General features: G+C 68.8%; 14 protein-coding genes and 4 pseudogenes. 10 read left to right on the top strand and 8 right to left on the bottom strand.

Features of this window, described 5'->3' with window-relative positions; all coding sequences use genetic code 11:
- Positions 1-1,599: 1,599 nt before the first annotated feature.
- Positions 1,600-1,830 (bottom strand): annotated as a pseudogene (locus NM962_04490) (hypothetical protein).
- A 109-nt stretch (positions 1,831-1,939) separates the two neighbouring features.
- On the opposite strand from NM962_04490, the pseudogene NM962_04485 reads away from it, so the two are divergent.
- From NM962_04485 to NM962_04475, 3 pseudogenes are all read left to right on the top strand, one after another.
- Positions 1,940-2,065 (top strand): annotated as a pseudogene (locus NM962_04485) (bacteriocin microcin).
- Positions 2,066-3,031: 966 nt separating this feature from the next.
- Positions 3,032-3,352 (top strand): annotated as a pseudogene (locus NM962_04480) (hypothetical protein).
- 2,072 nt (positions 3,353-5,424) lie between these two features.
- Positions 5,425-6,077: pseudogene (locus NM962_04475) on the top strand (leucine zipper domain-containing protein).
- A 5-nt stretch (positions 6,078-6,082) separates the two neighbouring features.
- Here NM962_04475 and NM962_04470 read toward each other — a convergent pair.
- Together NM962_04470 and NM962_04465 are read right to left on the bottom strand one after the other, a co-directional pair.
- Entirely contained in the window at positions 6,083-6,880 is a 798-nt protein-coding gene (locus NM962_04470; protein UVO13392.1) for an encapsulin, read from the bottom strand.
- Entirely contained in the window at positions 6,877-7,902 is a 1,026-nt protein-coding gene (locus NM962_04465) for a Dyp-type peroxidase (GenBank protein UVO13391.1), read from the bottom strand. Before NM962_04465 ends, NM962_04470 begins: the two co-directional genes overlap by 4 nt.
- A gap of 52 nt (positions 7,903-7,954) precedes the next feature.
- Between NM962_04465 and NM962_04460 the strand changes: the two genes are divergently transcribed.
- The 3 genes from NM962_04460 to NM962_04450 all read left to right on the top strand — a co-directional run bounded on the left by NM962_04460 (position 7,955) and on the right by NM962_04450 (position 13,269).
- Positions 7,955-9,205 (top strand): M18 family aminopeptidase, encoded by a 1,251-nt coding sequence (locus NM962_04460; GenBank protein ID UVO13390.1) that lies wholly within the window; start codon positions 7,955-7,957, stop codon positions 9,203-9,205.
- Positions 9,206-9,293: 88 nt separating this feature from the next.
- Positions 9,294-11,564 carry a phosphoribosylformylglycinamidine synthase subunit PurL gene (gene purL / locus NM962_04455; GenBank protein ID UVO14547.1) on the top strand — a complete coding sequence of 757 codons (2,271 nt, stop codon included), beginning with the start codon at positions 9,294-9,296 and terminating at the stop codon, positions 11,562-11,564.
- Between the two features lie 10 nt (positions 11,565-11,574).
- A complete protein-coding gene (locus tag NM962_04450) occupies positions 11,575-13,269 on the top strand; it encodes an alpha/beta hydrolase (GenBank protein ID UVO13389.1) in 1,695 nt (564 codons plus the stop codon).
- A gap of 51 nt (positions 13,270-13,320) precedes the next feature.
- Here NM962_04450 and NM962_04445 read toward each other — a convergent pair whose 3' ends face one another.
- Genes NM962_04445 through NM962_04425 form a run of 5 tightly spaced genes read right to left on the bottom strand, consistent with a single transcriptional unit; the run spans position 13,321 to position 17,300 of the window.
- On the bottom strand, positions 13,321-13,896 hold the full coding sequence (locus NM962_04445; protein UVO13388.1) for a YbhB/YbcL family Raf kinase inhibitor-like protein: 576 nt from the start codon (positions 13,894-13,896) through the stop codon (positions 13,321-13,323).
- Positions 13,893-14,549, bottom strand: a complete 657-nt coding sequence (leuD, locus tag NM962_04440) for a 3-isopropylmalate dehydratase small subunit (protein UVO13387.1) — start codon at positions 14,547-14,549, stop codon at positions 13,893-13,895. Before leuD ends, NM962_04445 begins: the two co-directional genes overlap by 4 nt.
- Before the next feature lie 4 nt (positions 14,550-14,553).
- Entirely contained in the window at positions 14,554-15,957 is a 1,404-nt protein-coding gene (locus NM962_04435) for a 3-isopropylmalate dehydratase large subunit (protein ID UVO13386.1), read from the bottom strand.
- Positions 15,954-16,820, bottom strand: coding sequence for an isocitrate lyase/PEP mutase family protein (locus tag NM962_04430; protein ID UVO13385.1), 867 nt, complete (start codon positions 16,818-16,820; stop codon positions 15,954-15,956). Before NM962_04430 ends, NM962_04435 begins: the two co-directional genes overlap by 4 nt.
- Before the next feature lie 3 nt (positions 16,821-16,823).
- The gene (locus NM962_04425) at positions 16,824-17,300 is read right to left on the bottom strand and encodes a MarR family transcriptional regulator (protein UVO13384.1); all 477 of its coding nucleotides are present in this window, start codon (positions 17,298-17,300) and stop codon (positions 16,824-16,826) included.
- 151 nt (positions 17,301-17,451) lie between these two features.
- Between NM962_04425 and NM962_04420 the strand changes: the two genes are divergently transcribed.
- From NM962_04420 to NM962_04405, 4 genes are all read left to right on the top strand, one after another.
- Positions 17,452-18,294 carry an alpha/beta fold hydrolase gene (locus NM962_04420; GenBank protein ID UVO13383.1) on the top strand — a complete coding sequence of 281 codons (843 nt, stop codon included), beginning with the start codon at positions 17,452-17,454 and terminating at the stop codon, positions 18,292-18,294.
- Between the two features lie 3 nt (positions 18,295-18,297).
- A complete protein-coding gene (locus tag NM962_04415) occupies positions 18,298-18,702 on the top strand; it encodes a sterol carrier family protein (protein UVO13382.1) in 405 nt (134 codons plus the stop codon).
- A 51-nt stretch (positions 18,703-18,753) separates the two neighbouring features.
- Positions 18,754-20,271, top strand: a complete 1,518-nt coding sequence (purF, locus tag NM962_04410; protein UVO13381.1) for an amidophosphoribosyltransferase — start codon at positions 18,754-18,756, stop codon at positions 20,269-20,271.
- A 92-nt stretch (positions 20,272-20,363) separates the two neighbouring features.
- A complete protein-coding gene (locus NM962_04405; protein ID UVO13380.1) occupies positions 20,364-20,837 on the top strand; it encodes a MarR family transcriptional regulator in 474 nt (157 codons plus the stop codon).
- The last annotated feature ends 153 nt before the right edge of the window (positions 20,838-20,990 follow it).

Raw genomic sequence — 20,990 nt, 5'->3', positions numbered from 1 at the left:
CGCGCAGGGCAACGGCGGTGCCGGCGGCCAAGGTGGCGCTGGTGGTGACGGATATCGCGGTGCCGACGGTGTCATCGGTGTCAACGCCGGTCGAGGTGAAGACGGCGGCGTCGGCGGAAATGGTGGCGCCGGCGGTGTCGGGGGCAGCGGGACGGTAACCGGTGCGCACGGGGCCGGCGGTATCGGCGGCAACGGCGGTACCGGTGGTAACGGTGGTGCCGGCATTGCGGGCACCACCGGTGATGCCGCAGACCCGACCGGTGGAGTCGGCGGTGCCGGTGGCAACGGCGGCGACGGCGGCAAGGCCGGGCTCGGCGGCGACAGTGGCAACGGTCAGCGGGCGTCCGACGGCACCATGGGCAATGGTGGCAATGGTGGTGTTGGTGGTGCTGGTGGTGCTGGTTATGACCCGACGCAGGACGCGTTGGCGGGGGCTGGGGTCTCCGGTGGCGCTGGCGGCAATGGTGGTGCTGGTGGTGTCGGGGGTAGTGGTGCGGTAGCGGGCAACCACGGCTCTGGTGGTGTGGGTGGTGCTGGTGGCTCGGGCACTGCCGGCATTGATGGCAACACCGGTGCTGCGGGCACCGCGGGGTCGACGACCGGTGGGGTCGGCGGCAATGGCGGTGTCGGTGGTAATGCTGGCCGCGGTGGCCTGGGTGGCGATTCCGGTGGTGGTCAAACTGCTGCCGACGGTGCTAACGGTCATGCCGGTCGTGGCGGCAATGGTGGTGCTGGTGGCATCGGTTATGACGCGGCCACTGACTCGGGCGCGGCTGCGGGTGCCGATGGCGGCAACGGTGGCGTCGGCGGTAACGCCGGACTGGGCGGCCTTGAGGTTGATGGGATCAACCGGGCGCTGTCGGGTGCGGCCGGTGCCGGCGGCAACGGTGGTGCTGGTGCGGCCGGTGCGGCCGGTGTCGTGGGTGCTCCCAGCGATGTCGACGGTGGTGCCGGTGGTGCCGGCGGTGCCGGTGGCAATGGTGGTCTCGGTGGGTATGAGGTTGATGGGTCGACCCGTGCTGCGACCGGTAATGGTGGCAATGGTGGTGTTGGTGGTGCTGGTGGTGCTGGTTATGACCCGACGCAGGACATCTTGGCGGGGGCTGGGGTCTCCGGTGGCGCTGGCGGCAATGGTGGTGCTGGTGGTGTCGGGGGTAGTGGTGCGGTAGCGGGCAACCACGGCTCTGGTGGCGTGGGTGGTGCTGGTGGTTCGGGCACTGCCGGCGCTGATGGTGTTGTGGGCACGGCGGGCACTGCGGGGTCGACGACCGGTGGGGTCGGCGGCAATGGTGGCGTCGGTGGTGACGCTGGCAAGGGTGGCCTGGGTGGCGATTCCGGTGGTGGTCAAACTGCTGCCAATGGTGCTAACGGTCATGCCGGTCGTGGTGGCAATGGTGGTGCTGGTGGCATCGGTTATGACGCGGCCACGGACCCGAATGCGGTGGCCGGTGCCGATGGTGGCAATGGCGGTGTCGGTGGTAACGCCGGTGTGGGTGGTCTCGAGGTTGATGGGATTAACCGGGCGGTGTCGGGTGCGGCCGGTGTCGGTGGCAACGGCGGCGGTGGTGGCACCGGCGCGGCCGGCAACGCTGGCAGTGCCGGGTCTGTCGATGGCACCGGTGGTGGCACCGGGGGCAAGGGCGGCAACGGCGGTCTGGGTGGGCTAGAGACCGACACGACGACCCGCGCCGCCACCGGTAATGGTGGCAATGGTGGTGTTGGTGGTGTCGGTGGTGCTGGTTATGACCCGACGCAGGACGCGTTGGCGGGGGCTGGGGTCTCCGGTGGCGCTGGCGGCAATGGTGGTGCTGGTGGTGTCGGGGGTAGTGGTGCGGTAGCGGGCAACCACGGCTCTGGTGGTGTGGGTGGTGCCGGTGGTTCGGGCACTGCCGGTGCTGATGGCAATACCGGTGCTGCGGGCACTGCGGGGTCGACGACCGGTGGGGTCGGCGGCAATGGCGGTGACGGTGGTAATGCTGGCCGCGGTGGCCTGGGTGGCGATTCCGGTGGTGGTCAAACTGCTGCCAATGGTGCTAACGGTCATGCCGGTCGTGGCGGCAATGGTGGTGCTGGTGGCATCGGTTATGACGCGGCCACGGATCCCAATGCGGTGGCCGGTGCCGATGGTGGCAATGGTGGTCTCGGTGGTAACGCCGGTGTGGGTGGTCTCGAGGTTGATGGGATTAACCGGGCGGTGTCGGGTGCGGCCGGTGCGGGAGGCAACGGTGGTGGCGGCGCCGCCGGCGCGGCCGGCAACGCTGGCAGTGCCGGGTCTGTCGATGGCACCGGTGGTGGTGCTGGCGGCAAGGGCGGCAATGGTGGCCTCGGTGGTCTCCAGGTAGATGGGACGACCCGCGCCGTCGACGGCAATGGTGGCGCTGGTGGCGCTGGTGGCGATGGCGGTGCCGGTTATCAGGGTGCTGCGGGTGTTGACGGTGTCAATTCCGGTGCCGGCGGCCTCGGTGGCAGCGGTGGCCAAGGCGGTATTGGCGGTGCCGGTGGCACCGGAGCCAACGGTGGTGCCGGTGGGACCGGCGGCCGGGGTGGCGCGGGCGCCGCGGGTGGTGCCGGCTGGACCGGTGCGGACGGTGTGATCACCGCCAACGCCGGGAACGGCCAAGACGGTGGCGACGGTGGCGCCGGTGGTCAGGGCGGTAACGGTGGGCAGGGCGGTGCCGGCGGTCTCAGCCTGGGCGGCGGCGCCAACGGCGGCAACGGCAATGGTGGAGCCGGCGGTGCCGGCGGCAACGCCGGCGCGGCGGGCAACGGTGGTGCCGGCGCGGCCGGTACTGCGGCCATTACCGACGGTGGCGCCGGCGGCAACGGTGGTGACGTCGGCCTCGCCGGTGCGGGCGGTAATGGTGGCGCGGCCGGCGTCGGCGGCACCGGTGGCACTGTCGGCACGGACGGTGGTCAGGGCAGCTCGGTGACCAGCGGTGGTAACGGCGGCCGGGGTGGCGACGGTTACAGCCCGAGCAGCACGGCCCAGACCGCCGGGGCTGGCGGAGCGGGCGGCAACGGCGGCGACCACGGCAACGGCGGCGCCGGCGGTAACGGCGGTAACGGCGCGGCCGGTATCAACGGCACCACCGTGGGTGTCTCGGGTACCAACGGCACCTCCGGCGGCGTTGGTGGCGCCGGCGGCACGGGTGGCTTGGGTGGCGCCTTAGCCGGTAATGGTGGTGCCGGTGGCAAGGGTGGTACAGGAGGCCAGGGCGGCAACGGCGGTGCCGGGATCGACGGGGACGCCGGTTCGTTCGACAACAGCGGAGACGGGGCCGGCGGTAACGGTGGGTCCGGTGGCAACGGTGCTTCCGGTGGGCTCGGCGGCGCCGGCGGGGCCGGTGGCGCCGCCCAGGCGGCCGGGTTCACCGCAGGCGCCAACGGTTCGGGCGGCGCCGGCGGTGCTGGTGGAGATGCCGGTGCCGGCGGCAACGGTGGTGCCGGCGCGGACGGAACCGCTGCCCACCTGGACGGCGGTAACGGTGGGTCCGGTGGCAACGTTGGTACGGCCGGTAGCGGTGCTGCCGGTGGTGCCGCGGGTGGCGCCGGAGCCAACAGCGGGGCGCACGGCGGCGACGGTGACACGCCCGGCGGCGTGTTCGGCAGTGGCGGTAAGGGTGGTGACGGCTACACGTCGACGACGGCAGGTGCGGCCGGTGGCAACGGTGGCAACGGCGGTAACGGCGGCGACCACGGCAACGGCGGGGCCGGCGGTAACGGTGGCAACGGTGCGGCCGGCGGGGCGGGTACCGATGCGACTGCGGCCGGCGGTTCGGGTACCACGGGTCTGACCGGCGGTGCCGGCGGCGCGGGCGGCACGGGCGGTCTGGGCGGCTCGATCGCCGGCAACGGCGGTAACGGTGGCGCCGGCGGTGCGGGCGGCATCGGTGGCGTCGGTGGATCCGGAATGGCCGGCGCGAACGCCACCGGCGACGGGGTGAACGGGCAGGCCGGCGGTGACGGCGGCGCCGGTGGAACCGGTGGCGTCGGTGGCGTCGGGGGCGTCGGGGGCACTGCTGCGCACGGCACCGCGGGTAATCAGGGTGTTGGCGGGGCCGGCGGTAACGGTGGCACGGGCGGTACTCCTGGCGATGGCGGCGACGGCTCCAATGCCATCACTGCCGGCGGCAAGGGCGGGGACGGCGGCGGCGGCGGGGACGCCGGCCTGGGCGGTGCCGGCGGCCAGGGTGGCGCCGGCTCGACGCAGGGCGCCGACGGTAACACCGGAGCGATGCACTCCGGCGCGGCCGGCAACGGCGGTGACGGCGGCAACGGCGCGGCCGCCACCACTGTCAACGGCACCGGCGGGGCCGGCGGCAAGGGTGGCGACGGCGGCAACATCGGTAACGGTGGAAACGGCGGGGCTGGTGGCAAGGGCGGCGCCGGCAGCGGCGGGGTCAACCCGGGCACCGGTGGGTCGAGCCCGAACGCGGGCGGCGGCAGCGGCGGCTCCTCTGCCGGCAGCACGGTGGCGACCGGAACGCAGAACGGTGGGCCCGGTGGTCCCGGCACCGACGGCAATAACGCCAACAATGGTGGGCTGCAGCAAAACGGCGGCACCGGTGGTACCGGCGGCAAGGCGCAGGTCGGTGCCGGCACCTCCAACGGTGGTGTCGGCGGCGCCGGTGGAGCCGGCGGTGTAGGCGCCAAGGGCGGCAATGGCGGTACCGGCGGTTATGCCTACTGCGGTGTTGTCGGGGCGCACTGCAACGGCGGCACTGGCGGCCAAGGTGGGACCGGCGGTGTCGGGGTTTCCGGCAGTACCGGCGGCCAAGGTGGCGCCGGCGGGGCCGGCGGGGCCGGCGGGTCGATCTCTGGGGTCGGCGGCAACGGTGGCACTGGTGGTCAGGGTGGCATCGGCGGGGCCGGCAGTACGGCCGGCAGCGGCGGCAATGGAGGCACCGGTGGGGAAGGCCACAGCAACTGGAGCGGTGGTACCGCCCGCGGCGGCGACGGTGGCACCGGTGGCACCGGTGGGACCGGCGGCACTGGCGGGACCGGCGGGACTGGTGGTCAGGGTGGTGCGGCTGGTGCCGCCGGTGGCAGTGGTGTGACCGGCCAGGCCGGTGACGGCGGCAAGGGCGGCGAGGGTGGCACTGGTGGCACCGGTGGGACCGGCGGCAATGGCGGTGGCCGCGGGGCGACCAACGACAACAACGGCAACGGTGGCGCCAAGGGAGTCGGTGGCGACGGTGGCGACGGCGGCGCCGGCGGTACGGGCGGGGCCGCAGGCACTGGTGGGGGCGGCAGCGCCGGTGGGACCGGCGACACCGGCAACCAAGGCAGCAAGGGCAATGACGGCGCCAACGGTTAGCCGTACTGATCATGGACGTTAGGTACGGCGTGGCGTAGTGACATGACGAAGACCTCCGAGTGACGTGCGAGCTGCTGAAGAACGCACTACTCACTCCGGAGGTCTTCGTGTCCCACCGTAATGCCCCCTTGTCAGAAACTGGGCGTCTGCGCTTGGCCCGTTGCATCGTCGAGGACGGCTGGTCGCTGCGCCGAGCTGCCGAATGATTCCTCACCACCGCCCACAGATGGGCGCAGCGCTACCGCGAGGGAGGGCCGGCTGCAATGGCCGATCGCAGCTCACGCCCGCACCGCAGCCCCAATCAGACCCCGATGCGCAGGCAGCGGCGCATCATCAAGGTCCGGGTACTGCGTCGGTGGGGACCTGCACGCATCGCCTACCTACTGGGCCTGAACGTCTCAACGGTGCACAACGTTCTGCGGCGCTACAGGCTAGCGCGGCTGCAGTGGTTGGACCGCCCCACTGGGCGCGTCATCCGCCACATGAACTCCGCTCAGGACTACGCAACTCGCTCGCCGACAAAAGCTTCTTGCACACCGCCATCGACGCCCATTCCCGACTGGTCTACTCCGGGATCCTCGCCGACGGACCGCAAACAGAACTCCACGGACTTCTGGACCCGAGCCAACGCCTGGTTCTTGCACTGCGGCTTTCGGATGCGAAATGTCTTGACAGACAACGGCGCCTGCTACCGCTCACACAACTTTCGCGATTCCCCCACCGCACCCTGGCCGATCAATGGGCCTACGCCCGGCTCTACGGGCCCTACACGCCCAGCGCCACCGCGGCCTCCGCCGTGTAGCACAGGAACGTACATGTCTCCTGCAGGTAGAGCTGCACGTTCTCGGCATCGTGCGACAGGTAGCCGATCGACACGTCGGTCCCCAGTCGCAGGTCGAAATCACCGCCGCGGGTGGTCAGTACGAACGCGCCGTCGATGGCCGGTGCCCAGATGATGTCGCCGGTCACCAACCGGCGCAGGTGCTCCAGGATCGGATAGCCGTGATCGGAGGTCTCGGCGACCTTGGTGTAGGCGTCCGCGGACAACAGCACCGAGTACGGGCCGTCTACCCCGGCCAGCCGCAGCGCCGACAGCGCCTGGCTGATCACGTCGGGGATGCCGCGCGGATCCTCCGGCAGCGTCAGTTCCGGGTTCGAGCTGGCGCTGCGAATGCCCTCCACCGCGGCGCCCGGGTAGCCACCGAAGATGATCCGATCCTCGGCGAACGCCAGCTTCTTGGCCGCGGCCTTCACCGGGTCCCAGTCGGGATCTTGCGAGCCCCGCTCGACATCATCAATCTCGTCACGCGACAGGGTGAATGGAACGCGCAGGCGCACCAGCGGTTTGCTGTCGCGCAGATGCGCTTCGACGCCGTCGGCCGGGGCGCTGATGCCGGTCAGCCGTCCGGTGCCCACGGCGGCCGCGGTCGGGCCAGCCGGCTCGCTGACGTCGACCACGAGGCGCCCGGCGATGTGCCGCTTGAAGGTCCGGGCCGCCTCCTGCTCGATGTCGGCCCAGGCCGCTTCGGTGACCGGGGCCAGATCGCGATACAGGTTGTTCATTGCGAGATTCCTTTCAGGCTGCCGATGTTCAGTGAGCCCTCACCGGTGGGTGCGGTGGAGGCGGCGGGCTCGGCGGGGGCCGGTGTCGCTGAGCCGGGAAGCGGTGGTGGATCGCCGAGGAAGTCCGCCGACGGGGCGAAGAACAGGCCGCCGGTCAGGGCGGTGGAGAAGTCCAGGATGCGGTCGGTGACGCCGGGTGGGTCGCCGAGGAACATGTTGCGCAGCATGCGTTCGGTCACCGTCGGGGTGCGGGAGTAGCCGATGTAGTAGGTGCCGTGGTCGCCGGAGTTGGCGGTGCCGAAGGGCATGTTGGCGCGCACGATGTCGAGTTCGTTGCCGTCGTCGTCGGTGATGACGTTGAGTTTGATGTGAGCGTTGGCGGGTTTGTCGGCGTCGGGGAATTCGATGTCGTCGGCTTTGGTGCGCCCGATCACGCGTTCTTGGTCGTCGACGGCCAGGGCGTCCCAGGCGGTCATGTCGTGCAGGTATTTCTGGATGTGCACATACGACCCGCCGGCGAAGTCGGGGTCTTCGTCACCGACCGCGGTGACACTGACGGCGTCGTTGCCGGTGGGGTTTTCGGTGCCGTCGACGAAGCCGAGCAGATCCCGATTGTCGAAGAAGCGGAAGCCATGGACTTCGTCGACGACGGTGACCGCGCCGCGCAGGGTCCGCAGGATGCGTCGGGCCAACTCGAAGCAGACGTCCATGGTCTCGCCACGGATATGGAACAGCACATCGCCGTGGGTGGCCGGGGCGGTGTGGCGGGGACCGACCAACTCGATGAACGGATGCAGTTCGGCGGGACGGGGTCCGGTGAACAAGCGGTCCCAGGAATCCGAGCCGATCGAGGTCACCAGCGACAACTGTTTGCTCGGGTCACGGAAATTGATCGCCGAGGCCATATCCGCAAGATCCGGCAGGGCGTCATGCACCTGCGCCTCACCACCTTCATCGATGGTGACGACCAAGAAAATGGCCGCGCAGGTCAGGGGAGCGGTGACGGGCTGAACGGACGGCACGCTATCGACCCTAACGCCCCCATCGGCGTCCGGATGCGAAAGACTTAACCCCATGGCGGCCACCGCAACCGGACTATGCGAGTTCATCGACGCCTCACCGTCGCCGTTTCACACCTGCGCCACGGTGGCCGAACGGCTGCGGGCCGCCGGCTACACCGAGGTCGCGGAGACCGAGCGCTGGCCACAGACGCCCGGGAAGTACTTCACCGTCCGGGCCGGTTCACTGATCGCCTGGGACGGCGGCCGGGCGAACCCGGCCACCCCGTTCCGGATCATCGGCGCGCATACCGACAGCCCGAACCTGCGGGTCAAACAGCATCCCGCCCGCGAGGTCGCCGGTTGGCAGCTGGTGGCGCTGGAGCCCTACGGCGGCGCCTGGCTGAACTCCTGGCTGGACCGCGACCTGGGGATCAGCGGGCGGCTGTCGGTGCGCGACGGGTCCCAGCACCTGGTCCGTATCGACGAGCCGATCCTGCGGGTGCCGCAGCTGGCCATCCACCTGGCCGACGACCGCTCCGCGGTCAAGCTGGATCCGCAGCGCCACGTCAACGCGGTCTGGGGAGATGGCCGGTCTCCGGACTTCCTCGGCTACGTGGCGCAGCGCGCCGGTGTGGAACCCCGCGACGTGCTGGGATTCGACCTGATGACCCACGACCTGGCGCCGGCGGCGGTGACCGGGCTGGGCCGCGACTTCGTCAGCGCGCCGCGGCTGGACAACCAGGCCAGCTGCTACGCCGGACTGGAAGCTCTGCTCGGCGCGAAGCCCAGCGGCCACCTGCCGGTGCTGGTGCTGTTCGACCACGAGGAGGTCGGGTCCACGTCGGATCACGGCGCCCAGTCCGATCTGTTGCGAGGCGTTCTGGAGCGGATCACGCTGGCCGCCGGCGGCGACCGTGAGGACTTCCTGCGCCGGTTGACCGCATCCACGATGGCCTCAGCGGACATGGCGCACGCCACCCACCCGAACTATCCGGACCGGCACGAACCGGGCCATCAGATCGTGGTCAACGGCGGCCCGGTGCTCAAGGTGCAGCCCAACCTGCGCTATGCCACCGACGGCCGCACTGCCGCCACCTTCGCGCTGGCCTGCGAGGCGGCGGGGGTGGCACTGCAGCGCTACGAGCATCGGGCCGACCTGCCCTGCGGATCGACCATCGGCCCGATGAGCGCCGCACGCACCGGGATCCCCACCGTTGACGTGGGCGCTCCGCAGCTGGCCATGCATTCGGCACGGGAACTGATGGGTGCACGCGACGTGGCCTCCTACGCGGCGGCCCTGACGGCATTCCTGGCGCCGGATTGAGCGATTTCGGCGCGATTGGTCCCGCTGAGCGGGCGCAATCGCGCCGAAATCGGTGCCATAGACTGTGCCCGTGACGCCCCCGACCACGCTGGACACCGTCGAACACGCCTCCGCAACGCCCGAGCACCCGCAACCGTTCGCCGAGTTGGGTCTCAAGGACGACGAGTACCAGCGCATCCGCGACATCCTGGGCCGCCGCCCGACCGACGCCGAGCTGGCCATGTACTCGGTGATGTGGAGCGAGCACTGCTCTTACAAGTCCTCCAAGGTGCACCTGCGCTACTTCGGTGAGACCACCACCGACGAGATGCGTAAGGCCATGCTGGCCGGCATCGGCGAGAACGCCGGCGTCGTCGACATCGGCGACGGCTGGGCGGTCACCTTCAAGGTGGAGTCGCACAATCACCCGTCCTACGTCGAGCCCTACCAGGGTGCGGCCACCGGAGTGGGCGGTATCGTGCGCGACATCATGGCGATGGGCGCCCGCCCGGTCGCGGTGATGGACCAGCTGCGGTTCGGCGCCGCCGACGCCCCCGACACCCGCCGGGTGCTCGACGGGGTGGTGCGCGGCATCGGCGGTTACGGCAACTCCCTGGGGCTGCCCAACATCGGCGGCGAAACCATCTTCGACCCGTGCTACGCGGGCAACCCCCTGGTCAACGCCCTGTGCGTCGGCGTTCTCAAGAAGGAAGACCTGCACCTGGCGTTCGCCTCCGGTGCCGGCAACAAGATCATCCTGTTCGGCGCGCGCACCGGGCTGGACGGCATCGGTGGGGTGTCGGTGCTGGCCTCGGACACCTTCGGCGGCGACGAGAGCGGCGCCGGCCGCAAGAAGCTTCCATCGGTTCAGGTCGGCGACCCGTTCACCGAGAAGGTGCTCATCGAGTGCTGCCTGGAGCTGTATGCCGCCAAGTTGGTGGTCGGCATCCAGGATCTTGGCGGTGCCGGACTGTCTTGCGCCACTTCTGAATTGGCGTCTGCCGGTGATGGCGGCATGGCGATTCAACTGGACAAGGTGCCGCTGCGCGCAGCGAACATGAGCCCGGCCGAGGTGCTGTCCAGCGAGTCGCAGGAACGTATGTGCGCCGTGGTCGCCCCGGAGAACGTGGACGCCTTCATGGCGGTCTGCGCCAAGTGGGACGTGCTGGCCACCGTGATCGGTGAGGTGACCGAGGGCGACCGGCTGCAGATCACCTGGCACGGGCAGACCGTCGTCGACGTGCCGCCGCGCACCGTGGCCCACGAAGGCCCGATCTATCAGCGCCCGGTCGCGCGGCCCGACACTCAGGATGCGCTCAACGCCGACCGCTCGGACAAGCTGCCGCGGCCGGCCACCGGGGAGGAGCTGCGCGCGACTTTGCTTGCGCTGCTGGGCAGCCCGCACCTGTGCAGTCGGGCGTTCATCACCGAACAGTACGACCGCTACGTGCGCGGCAACACCGTGCTGGCCGAGCACGCCGACGGCGGGATGCTGCGCATTGATGAGGCCTCCGGGCGCGGGATCACGATCTCCACCGACGCGTCCGGTCGCTACACCAAGCTCGACCCCTACACCGGGGCGCAGCTGGCGCTGGCCGAGGCGTACCGCAACGTGGCCGTCACCGGCGCCACACCGATCGCCGTCACCAATTGTCTGAACTTCGGTTCTCCGGAAGACCCCGGGGTGATGTGGCAGTTCGCCGAGGCCGTTCGCGGTCTGGCCGACGGCTGTGCGGCACTCGGGATTCCGGTGACTGGCGGCAACGTCAGCTTCTACAACCAGACCGGCGCCACGCCGATCCACCCCACCCCCGTCGTCGGGGTGCTCGGGGTCATCGACGATGTCGACCGCCGTATTCCGACGGCGTTCGGTGTCGAACCGGGCGAGACGCTGATCCTGCTCGGCGACACCCGCGACGAGTTCGACGGGTCCATCTGGGCGCAGGTGACCGGTGATCATCTGGGCGGACTGCCGCCGAAGGTCGATCTGGCACGCGAGCAGCTGCTGGCCGAGGTGCTGAGCGCGGCATCGCGCGACGGCCTGGTATCGGCTGCCCACGACTTGAGCGAGGGCGGGCTGATCCAAGCCGTGGTCGAGTCGTCGATCGCCGGTGAAACCGGTTGCCGCATCTTGCTTCCCGAAGATGCCGATCCGTTTGTCTTCCTGTTCTCCGAGTCGGCAGGCAGGGCCCTGGTGGCGGTGCCGCGCACCGAGGAGAGTCGATTGCGCTCCATGTGCGAGGCGCGTGGCCTGCCGGCCACCCGTGTCGGCGTGGTGGACCAGGCCTCACAGGCGATAGAGGTCCAGGGCCAGTTCAGCGTGTCGCTGACCGAACTGCGCAGCATCTCCGAAGCGGTGCTGCCGGGGCTGTTCGGATAGTCCGACCAGGATGCAGGCGCCGGCGAAACACCCGCTGCTGGTGTGGGCATGGAGCCTGCTGCGCCTGAAGTTCGTCGGGGTCGCGTTCGGCGCGCTGTTCTTCTGCCTGTCGCTGACCCCGTCGCTGTTGCCCCGCGACTGGGTGTTCCAGGGGCTGATCGGCGGGATCAACGCCGCCTTCGGCTATGGGCTGGGGGTGCTGATCGGGGCAACGGTGGAGCGGTTCGTGCTGCGCGGCGCCAGCTGGTGGCCGCCACCGCGCCCAGTCTTGTTTGCGCTCAAGGCAACCGTGGTGGCGGCGGCCCCGGCGGCGTGTGTTGTGATGCTGATTCCGGCGGCCGGTTGGCAGCGTCAGGTCTCCGAACTGCTGGGCATCGAAGGCCCGGCAACACTGGGCTACCTGCGCACCCTCGGCGTGGCCATCGGGGTGGCGGCGGCGCTGGTGGCGACGGTGCGGGTGTTGATCGACGCCAGTCGGCTGCTGGCGCGGGCGCTGATCCGGCGTTGGCACCTGCACAGCGAGGTCGCCATGTTCATCGGCAGCGCGATCGTCGTCGTGCTGCTGACCACCTTGATCAACGGCGTGCTGATCCGCGGTTTCTTCGCCGGCGCCAGCGCGGTGTTCCAGCCCGAGGACAGCGCCACTGTGGCCGGGACGATCCAGCCGCTGCAACCGGAGCGATCCGGCAGCCCCGAGTCGTTGGCGCCCTGGGCCACCCTGGGCAGTCAGGGCCGCAGCTTCGTCGCCGGGGGACTGCACGCTGCCGAGCTCACCCGGATCAATGGACGGCCCGCCCGTGAACCCATCCGGGTGTATGCCGGGCTGCACAGTGCCGGCGACGACGAGGGGCGAATGCAGCTGCTGCTCGACGAACTGGATCGCACCCACGCCTTCGATCGCCAGGTGTTGGTCGTGGTGCCTACCACCGGCACCGGGTGGGTCGACCCGGCCGCGGCCGATGCGCTGGAGATGCTCCACAACGGCGACACCGCCATCGTCGGCGTGCAGTACTCCTACCTGCCGAGCTGGATCTCCTTCCTGGCCGACCAACGTAAATCGATGGATTCCGGGCGGTTGCTGGTGCGCACCATCGCGCAGCGGTGGCGAGGCCTGCCCGTGGAGCATCGTCCCAAGCTGGTGCTCTACGGCGAGAGCCTGGGAGCGATGGCCGGGCAAGCCGCGTTCGACTGGCTGCCCGATATCGCCGACATGGGCTACGAGTCCGTGCTGTGGGTGGGGCCACCGCAGGCCAGCCCGCTCTGGCATGCACTGCTGGTGCGCCGCGACCCCGGCAGCACCGCCGTGTTGCCGCGCTACGACAACGGCCGCACCGTGCGGTTCGCCCAGGGCACCCTGCCGGTCGAGATCGCCCGGATCGCCGCGCCGCCGTGGCACGGCACCCGGGTGCTGTTCCTGCAGCACGCTTCCGACCCGGTGGTGTGGTGGTCCCCGGATCTGCTGTTCGCGCGGCCCGACTGGCTGACCGAAGCGCCCGGACCCGACCGCACCGCCTCCATGCGCTGGTACCCGGTGGTGACGTTCTGGCAGGTGAGCGCGGACCTGTTCCACGGTGAGCAGATGCCCGCCGGGCACGGCCACAACTACGCGGACACGATTCTGGACGCACTCGTGGCGGTGCTGCCACCTGACGGCTGGACACCGGCCGACACCGAGCGGATCCGCGCATCATTGCAACGCCGTTGAACGTCATGAAGTAGAGGAGCGGACCTCAATCAGCGCGCACCGTCACAACGTTCAGCGTTCGTAGGTTCCGGTGAGTCGGCCGCGGGCGATGACGTGGCCGTGCATTGCAGCTCGTGTGCTGGCGATGGTGGCGGTGGCGTCGAGCCCGATCGTTCGGTTGAGGGCGAACAGTTGGAAGACGTAACGGTGGGGGCCATGGCCCGGAATGGGGCGCGGGCCCGCGTATCCGCGTCGATTGAAGGAACCTTTGCCGAAAACCAGGGGCGGTGATTCCGTACGTCCGTCAGGTTCGAGGTTCAGGGCGCCTTCTCTGAGTGTGTGAATGTGCGGGCTGATGCCGGTCACAAGCAAATGGGTTACCGGTCGTGGGAGTGGGGCATCGGGATCTTCGACGACGAGGACGAGTTCAGCGGTTGTCTCGGGTACTCCAGACCAGCTGAGAGGTGGGGATATGTTGTCGCCCAGCCCTTTTCCTGCGTAACGTCGAGGTATCCGATCCCCGTCATTGAACGCAGGGCTGGTGACGGTGAGGATCTCCGGGGAATTGGCGACCGCGTGCTGGTGCCAGGCGATCTTGTCTTCGCCGGCTCGAACAGGTCGCAGCAGTCGGCCGATGCGGGCGGTCATGATGCATCCGAGCCGCTGGTTGGGGTGAGAGCCGGGCGGCGATAGATCCATGGCCGTTGCAGCTGGTCCTTGCGGCGGAAGTCGTCGATGCGATCGCGCAGCGTCAGGGTCTGCCCGATGGCATCGAGTCCGCTGAGCAACTGATTTCGCGCTCGATCGTCGATGGTGAAAGCGTGCACGGGACCATCCGTCGCGTTGACCTGGCACGCGTTGAGGTCGATGGTGACGCGGGGTTCTCGGGCGGACTGAAAGATCTCGGTGACGAGTTGTCGATGCACCTCGGGTGGCACTGAGAGCGGCAGAATTCCGTTGCGAATGCAGTTGGTTTCGAAGATGGACGCAAACCCCAGCGCGATGACGGCGCGAAATCCTGCGTCCCGCAGGGCCCAGACGGCGGTCTCACGGGAGCTTCCGCAGCCGAAGTTGTCCCCGGCGACAAGGACGCCGGCGTGATCGTAGGGGCTTTGGTTCAAGACGAAATCGGGATCGGGTTGACCGTCGGATGTGGTCCGCCAGTCCATGAAAAGGGCGTCCTTGAAGCCGTGTTTGGACAGCTCTTTGGGTTTGAAATGGCTGGGGCTCAGTGCATCGGTATCGATGTTGTTGCGCAGTAGGGGCGCGGCGATGGCGGTGACTCGGGTAAACGGTTTCATGATTTCAGGCCTGTCGAGGATCGTTGATGTGGCCCGCGATGGCTGAGGCGGCAACGGTGGCCGGGCTGGCCAAGTGGGTCCGCACGCCGGGGCCCTGTCGATTTTCGAAGTTGCGGTTGGTGGAACTGATCACCCGAGATTCAGGCGCAAAAGTGTCGCCTCCGGCGTAAAAGCAAAGACCGCATCCTGATTCGCGCCATTGAAAGCCGGCATCGCGGAAGATCTGGTCGATGCCTTCGGCTTCGGCGGCTCGCCGGACAGGTGTGGAGCCGGGCACACAGATGGCGGTGACGCCGTCGGCGACGTGGTGTCCGTCGAGGATGGCGGCCGCGGCGCGCAGGTCGCTGAGCCGGGCGTTGGTGCACGATCCGATGAAGGCGGCATCGATGGGCAGTTCCCGCAGCACTGTTCCGGGGGTCAGTCCCATGTAGTCCAACGCGTGTTGCACGGTGGCGGCATCCGATGTGGTGCTGGGGTCGGGGACCACGCCATCGATCCCGATCGCATGTTGCGGACTGGTGCCCCAGGTGACCTGCGGTGCGAGGGCCGCCGTGTCGATCTCGACGGTGCGGTCATAGGTGGCGCCGGGATCAGTGCGCAGATTCATCCAGGCGTCGACCGCGAGATCCCAGTCGGGGCCCGTCGGCGCGTACGGCCTACCTCGCAGGTATTCGATGGTGGTGGCGTCGGGTGCGACCAGACCGGTGCGGGCGCCCGCCTCGAAGGCCATGTTGCACAACGTCAGTCGTCCTTCGACACCCGTTTCGTCGACGGCGGGCCCGCTGAACTCCACCGCGTAGCCCGCCGCTCCGGCAGCACCGATCGCGGCTATCAGGGCCAGCACCATGTCTTTGGCATAGACGCCGGCGCCGGGTGTGCCGAGTAGCCGGACGTTCATCGTCTTAGGCCGGGGTACGGCCAGGGTTTGGGTGGCCAGGGCATGTTCGCATTCGGTGATGCCCACGCCCCAGGCCAGCGCTCCCACGGCCCCGAGGGTCGGCGTATGGGAGTCGGCGCAGATCATGGTTGCTCCGGGTAACGCGATGCCCTGCTCAGGGAATACAACGTGCGAGATGCCTTGGCGTTCATCGCCGATGTCGAACAGGGTGATGTTGTTCCGTTGGGCTTCGGCGCGGAAGGCATTGATGAACATCGACCCCATCGGGATGGGGGTGGAGGAGTTCCGACCGGGCCGGGTGTCGACGACGTGGTCCATGGTGCCGAACACCAGCGACGGGTCGAAGACGCGGTGCCCCTCATCGCGCAGTGACCGCAGTGATATCCCGCCGCTGCGGTCGTGCAGCAGAATACGGTCGATGTGAATCAGCGAGGTCTGGTCGGAAAGTTCGTCGATGACATGCAGATCCCAGATCTTGTCGATGATGGTGCGTGCGGCAGTGGTAGTCATGCCAGGTACTTCCGTTCCAGTTCTTCGATTTCGCGCATCCCCGTCAGGTCGTGCGCTTCGCGGAACGGCATGAACAGGTCGAGCAGATTGGCGGTTCCGTCGTCGGCGCGCAGGCGTTGCAGTGCGGTGCGCATGCCGCCCAGGGCTGCCATCGCCATCACCCCGGGCAGGCTGACGCGGGCGACGCCGAGATCCTGCAGTTCGGTGAAAGTGAGATTGTGCGGAGATTTCCCACCTTCGATGACGTTGACGGCAACCGGACCGTTGATCTGCTGCACCGCCTGGCGGATCTCGTCACGCGAGGTGACTCCTTCGACGAAGACCATGGTGGCTCCCGCGGCCAGGTATGCATTGCCGCGGCGAATGACCCCGTCGATGCCTTCGACGGCCAGTGCGTCGGTACGGGCGTTGATCACGAAGTCAGGGTCGGTGCGCGCATCGGCGGCAGCGCGGATCTTCGTGGTCGCCTCGTGGATGTCCACGAGGCGTTTGCCATCCAGGTGCCCGCAGCGCTTGGGGCTCTCCTGATCCTCGATGTTGACGCCCGCAGCTCCCGCTTCTTCGAAGGCCCGCACCGTGTAATAGGCGTTCACGGCGTTGCCGAATCCGTTGTCCCCGTCGGCCATGACCGGCACCTGCACGGCTCGGCAGATTTTGGCGGTGACCGCGGCCATGTCCTCCATGGAGATCAACGAGTAGTCCGGACGGCCGAAGTGCACCCCGGAGATGCTCGCACCGCTGCATTGCAGGGCGGCGAAACCGGCTTGCTCGGCCAGGCGTGCGCTCAGTGGGTCGTAAACCCCTGGCATGACCAGGATTTCGGGTGCGTGGATGAGGGCTTTCAGTGTTGCTGCTCGAGTCATGGGTTACTCCTTGATGGTGGTGTGATCGCCGTTGAGTTCGGGCATCCGCGCGAGCAATGCCAATGCCTGGTCGATGATCGCGAGCTCGGAGCTGGTGAAGCTGTGCTGCAGTGCGTCGGCGAGCCAGGCGTCGCGAAGCTGGCGGCTGCCCTCAAGTTCGTCGATGCTCGCCGCGCTCAACACGATGAGTTGGCGGCGCCCGTCATGCGGATCGGGTTCCCGATGTACCAGGCCACGTTCTTCCAGTGCGGCCACCGTTACTGACATCGACTGGCGACGCACGTTCTCGGCGGCCGCCAAATCCGTCGTGGTCGCCGGGCCGTCGTGCGACAGGCGGCTGATCACCGAAATCTGGGACGGGGTCAGCTCGTGGCTGTCGTACACCTGCTTCAGCCGGCGCCGCAGGCGGCTGACCAGCAGCCGCAACGTGTATGCCGATCGGACGGCAAGGGCGGAAGGGTGAGCGGAGACGGGCGGCATATACGCATAATAAACTGCGCAGTTCATACTGCGCAACCTCCGGTTGTGCGCCGTTCCCCCGGTGGTTCCAGCGTCGCCTCTCCTTCGTCGAGCCTCGCTGGACCGCCGGGGGCGGGTACCGCTGCAGAGCTGTATGCGGAATGCTTCACCCATGGAGCGTTACACCCGTGACGGCCTTACCTTTGATGTCCGCGACGCGGGCCCCGCCGATGGACCCGTTGTGGTGTTGCTGCACGGCTTCCCGCAGCGAAACGACAGCTGGAACGCCGTTATCGACCGGCTCACCGCCGCCGGCTACCGGTGCCTGGCACCCAACCAGCGCGGCTATTCGCCCGGAGCCCGGCCGCCCCGCCGCCGCGACTATCGCATGTCCGAACTCGTCGCCGATATCGGCGCACTGATCGACGCCAGTGGCGCGCAGCGCGTGCATCTGGTGGGCCACGACTGGGGTGCCGCGGTGGCGTGGGCAGTGGCAGCAGAACTGCCCGAACGGCTCGCCACGGTGTCACCGGTGTCGGTCCCGCACCCCGCCGCCTTCCTGAAGTCGTTTGTCACCAGTCGTCAGGGCCTGGCGTCGTGGTACATGGGGTTCTTCCAGCTGCCGCGGCTGCCGGAGTGGTTGCTCACGTGCGGGAATGGCGCGGTGGCCGCCAAGTCTTTGAGGCGAAGCGGGCAGAGTTCGGCCGCGGCCGACCGGGATGCGCAGGCCATGATCGAGCCGGGCGTGCTGACCGGCGGGCTCAATTGGTACCGGGGTCTGCCGCTGTCGAATCTGCGCGACAGCAACCAGCAGATCTCGGTGCCGACCATGTATGTGTGGAGCGACGACGACATCGCGCTGAAGCCCAAGGCGGCGCACAACACGGCCCGATACGTCACGGGGGATTACCGATTCGAGGTAATGCGCGGCGTCTCACACTGGATTCCCGATGCCGAGCCGGACCGGCTCGCCGACCTGTTGCTGGACTGGTTCGCCGCGCACCCGATCGACTGACGTATGGCAGCCGGCGGCGCACGTCCCAAGCCGGACCCGGCGCAGACTCGCGCAGCAGTACTGGCCGTCGCGGACTGGCTGCGCGACGACACGCTGCCGGCCCCGGCCCGCGCGGAATTGGCGGCCGCGGTCCGGCTGACCGCCCGCACGCTGGCCGAACTGGCGCCCGGCGCCAGCGTCGAAGTGCGCGTCCCGCCGTTCGTCGCGGTGCAGTGCATCGCCGGGCCGCGACACACCCGCGGCACCCCGCCCAACGTGGTCGAGACCGATCCGCGCAGCTGGCTGCTGCTGGCCGCCGGGCTGCTGGAGACCGGCGAGGCGACCGCCGCCGGAAAGCTGCGGCTGTCGGGTTCGCGAGCCGCCGAGATCGCCGATTGGTTGCCGTTGGTGAAACTTGACGCACGTTGACCGTAGACTGAACATCGTCACTGTGGCCCGTCCCCCTGGAGCAGCTGAAACGTGCCGGACCAGCAGGTAGTAGACCTTGAGAATGCACCCCGTGAAGAGTGCGGCGTCTTCGGAGTTTGGGCTCCCGGCGAAGAAGTAGCGAAGCTCACCTATTACGGTCTGTATGCGCTGCAGCACCGTGGCCAGGAGGCCGCCGGGATCGCCGTCGGCGACGGCTCGCAGGTGCTGGTCTTCAAAGACTTGGGCTTGGTCAGCCAGGTGTTCGAGGAGCAGACGCTGTTGGCCATGCCCGGGCACGTGGCGGTCGGGCACTGTCGCTACTCCACTACCGGCGACACCACCTGGGAGAACGCCCAGCCGGTGTTCCGCAACACCGCCGCCGGTACCGGCGTGGCCCTGGGTCACAACGGCAACCTGGTCAACACCGCCGAACTGGCCGGGCGGGCCCGCGAACTGGGCCTGATCGACACCCGCCGTCCCGGCGTGGCCACCACCGACTCCGACATCCTGGGCGCGCTGCTGGCGCACGGCGCCGCCGACAGCTCCCTGGAGCAGGCGGCGCTGGAGCTGCTGCCGACGGCGCGCGGTGCATTCTGCTTGACCTTCATGGACGAGAACACCCTGTACGCCGCCCGCGACCCGTGGGGTGTGCGGCCGCTGTCGCTGGGCCGGCTCGACCGCGGTTGGGTGGTGGCCTCGGAGACCGCGGCGCTCGACATCGTCGGTGCCTCGTTCGTCCGCGACATCGAGCCTGGAGAGCTGCTGGCGATCGACGCCGACGGGGTGCGCTCCACCCGATTCGCCAATCCCACCCCGAAAGGGTGCGTCTTCGAATACGTCTACCTGGCCCGGCCCGACAGCACGATCGGTGGCCGGTCGGTGCACGCCACCCGGGTGGAGATCGGACGCCGGCTCGCCCGTGAGCACGCGGTGGAGGCCGATCTGGTTATCGGCGTGCCGGAGTCCGGTATTCCCGCCGCGGTGGGCTACGCCCAAGAGTCCGGTATCGACTACGGGCAGGGCCTGACCAAGAACGCCTACGTCGGGCGGACCTTCATTCAGCCGTCGCAGACCATCCGTCAGCTCGGTATCCGGCTCAAGCTCAACCCGCTGCGGGAGATCATCCGCGGTAAGCGGCTGATCGTCGTCGATGACTCGATCGTGCGGGGCAACACCCAGCGCGCCCTGGTGCGGATGCTGCGTGAGGCCGGTGCCGTCGAGGTGCACGTGCGGATCGCCTCGCCGCCGGTGAAGTGGCCGTGCTTCTACGGCATCGACTTCGCCTCACCGGCCGAGCTGATCGCCAACGCCGTCGAGGACGAAACCGAGATGGTCGAAGCGGTGCGGCGCGCGATCGGCGCCGACAGCCTCGGCTATGTCGGACAGGAAGACATGATCGCGGCCACCGAGCAGCCCAAATCGCGGCTGTGCTGCGCCTGTTTCGACGGCAGCTACCCGATCGAGCTGCCGGACGACAGTGCCCTGGGCAAGAACGTCGTCGAGCAGATGTTGAGCAACACCGCGCGCAAAGCCGAGAGCGACAACGACGCCGCGCTGAGTCAGTCCTAGTCAACGTCGCTGCATCGCAGCTCCCGGTTCGGCGGATTCTCGAAAGTTATCAACTAGTTGACATCAATTTGCCGGCTCGATAGCGTCGGCGCGTGCGATCTGCCACGACAGGCACGCAGGATACGGACCTGACCCGCAACATCCTGTGGCTGCTCAAACAGGCGTTTTACTACTCACTGACGACGGTGAACGAGGCGATCAGCGATCACGGCGTGAGCACTGCCCAGATCGGTCTGTTGCGCCAGCTCTCCGGCGAACCCGGTCTGTCCGGCGCCCAACTGGCCCGCCGGCTGCTCATCACCCCGCAGGGCGTGCAACTGGCGTTGGGTGCGCTGGAGCGCCGCGGCTTGGTGGAGCGTAAGCCGGATCCCCACCACGGCCGCATCCTGCGGGCCTACCTGACCGACCAGGGCCGCGCGGTGACCTCGGTGGTCGTCGCCGATGCGCTCGCCGCCCACGACCAGGTATTCGGCGTCCTGACTCCGGACGAGCAGGAGACGCTACGCGGCCTGCTCTCCCGCGTCGTCGAGGAGAGCCGACCGGGCCGAGCCGAGAGCGGCGGCTGACCGGCCGCGTAGCTGGGTATGGCGGCCAACGGCTGTGGCGTTCGGGAGGAGAGGGCATGACGGATCTGGCAGCGACGAGATGGCGCGCAACGTCATCGCCCGAACGGGTCCTGGGCCTGCCGCGCGAGTACGCCGCCGACCGCGGCGTGCCGT

It is taken from the genome of Mycobacterium sp. SVM_VP21, from assembly GCA_024758765.1.
Lineage (GTDB): Bacteria > Actinomycetota > Actinomycetes > Mycobacteriales > Mycobacteriaceae > Mycobacterium > Mycobacterium heraklionense_C.
The sequence above is the reverse complement of the archived record's forward strand: the minus strand, read 5'-3'. Positions and strand labels throughout refer to the sequence as shown.

Excerpts from the sequence above, each read along its gene's own strand:
- NM962_04470 (UVO13392.1), bottom strand. The coding sequence starts at position 6,880 with ATGAACAACCTGTATCGCGATCTGGCCCCGGTCACCGAAGCGGCCTGG.
- NM962_04460 (UVO13390.1), top strand. The coding sequence starts at position 7,955 with ATGGCGGCCACCGCAACCGGACTATGCGAGTTCATCGACGCCTCACCG.
- NM962_04450 (UVO13389.1), top strand. The coding sequence starts at position 11,575 with ATGCAGGCGCCGGCGAAACACCCGCTGCTGGTGTGGGCATGGAGCCTG.
- NM962_04445 (UVO13388.1), bottom strand. The coding sequence starts at position 13,896 with ATGACCGCCCGCATCGGCCGACTGCTGCGACCTGTTCGAGCCGGCGAA.
- leuD (UVO13387.1), bottom strand. The coding sequence starts at position 14,549 with ATGAAACCGTTTACCCGAGTCACCGCCATCGCCGCGCCCCTACTGCGC.
- NM962_04435 (UVO13386.1), bottom strand. The coding sequence starts at position 15,957 with ATGACTACCACTGCCGCACGCACCATCATCGACAAGATCTGGGATCTG.
- NM962_04430 (UVO13385.1), bottom strand. The coding sequence starts at position 16,820 with ATGACTCGAGCAGCAACACTGAAAGCCCTCATCCACGCACCCGAAATC.
- NM962_04425 (UVO13384.1), bottom strand. The coding sequence starts at position 17,300 with ATGCCGCCCGTCTCCGCTCACCCTTCCGCCCTTGCCGTCCGATCGGCA.
- NM962_04420 (UVO13383.1), top strand. The coding sequence starts at position 17,452 with ATGGAGCGTTACACCCGTGACGGCCTTACCTTTGATGTCCGCGACGCG.
- NM962_04415 (UVO13382.1), top strand. The coding sequence starts at position 18,298 with ATGGCAGCCGGCGGCGCACGTCCCAAGCCGGACCCGGCGCAGACTCGC.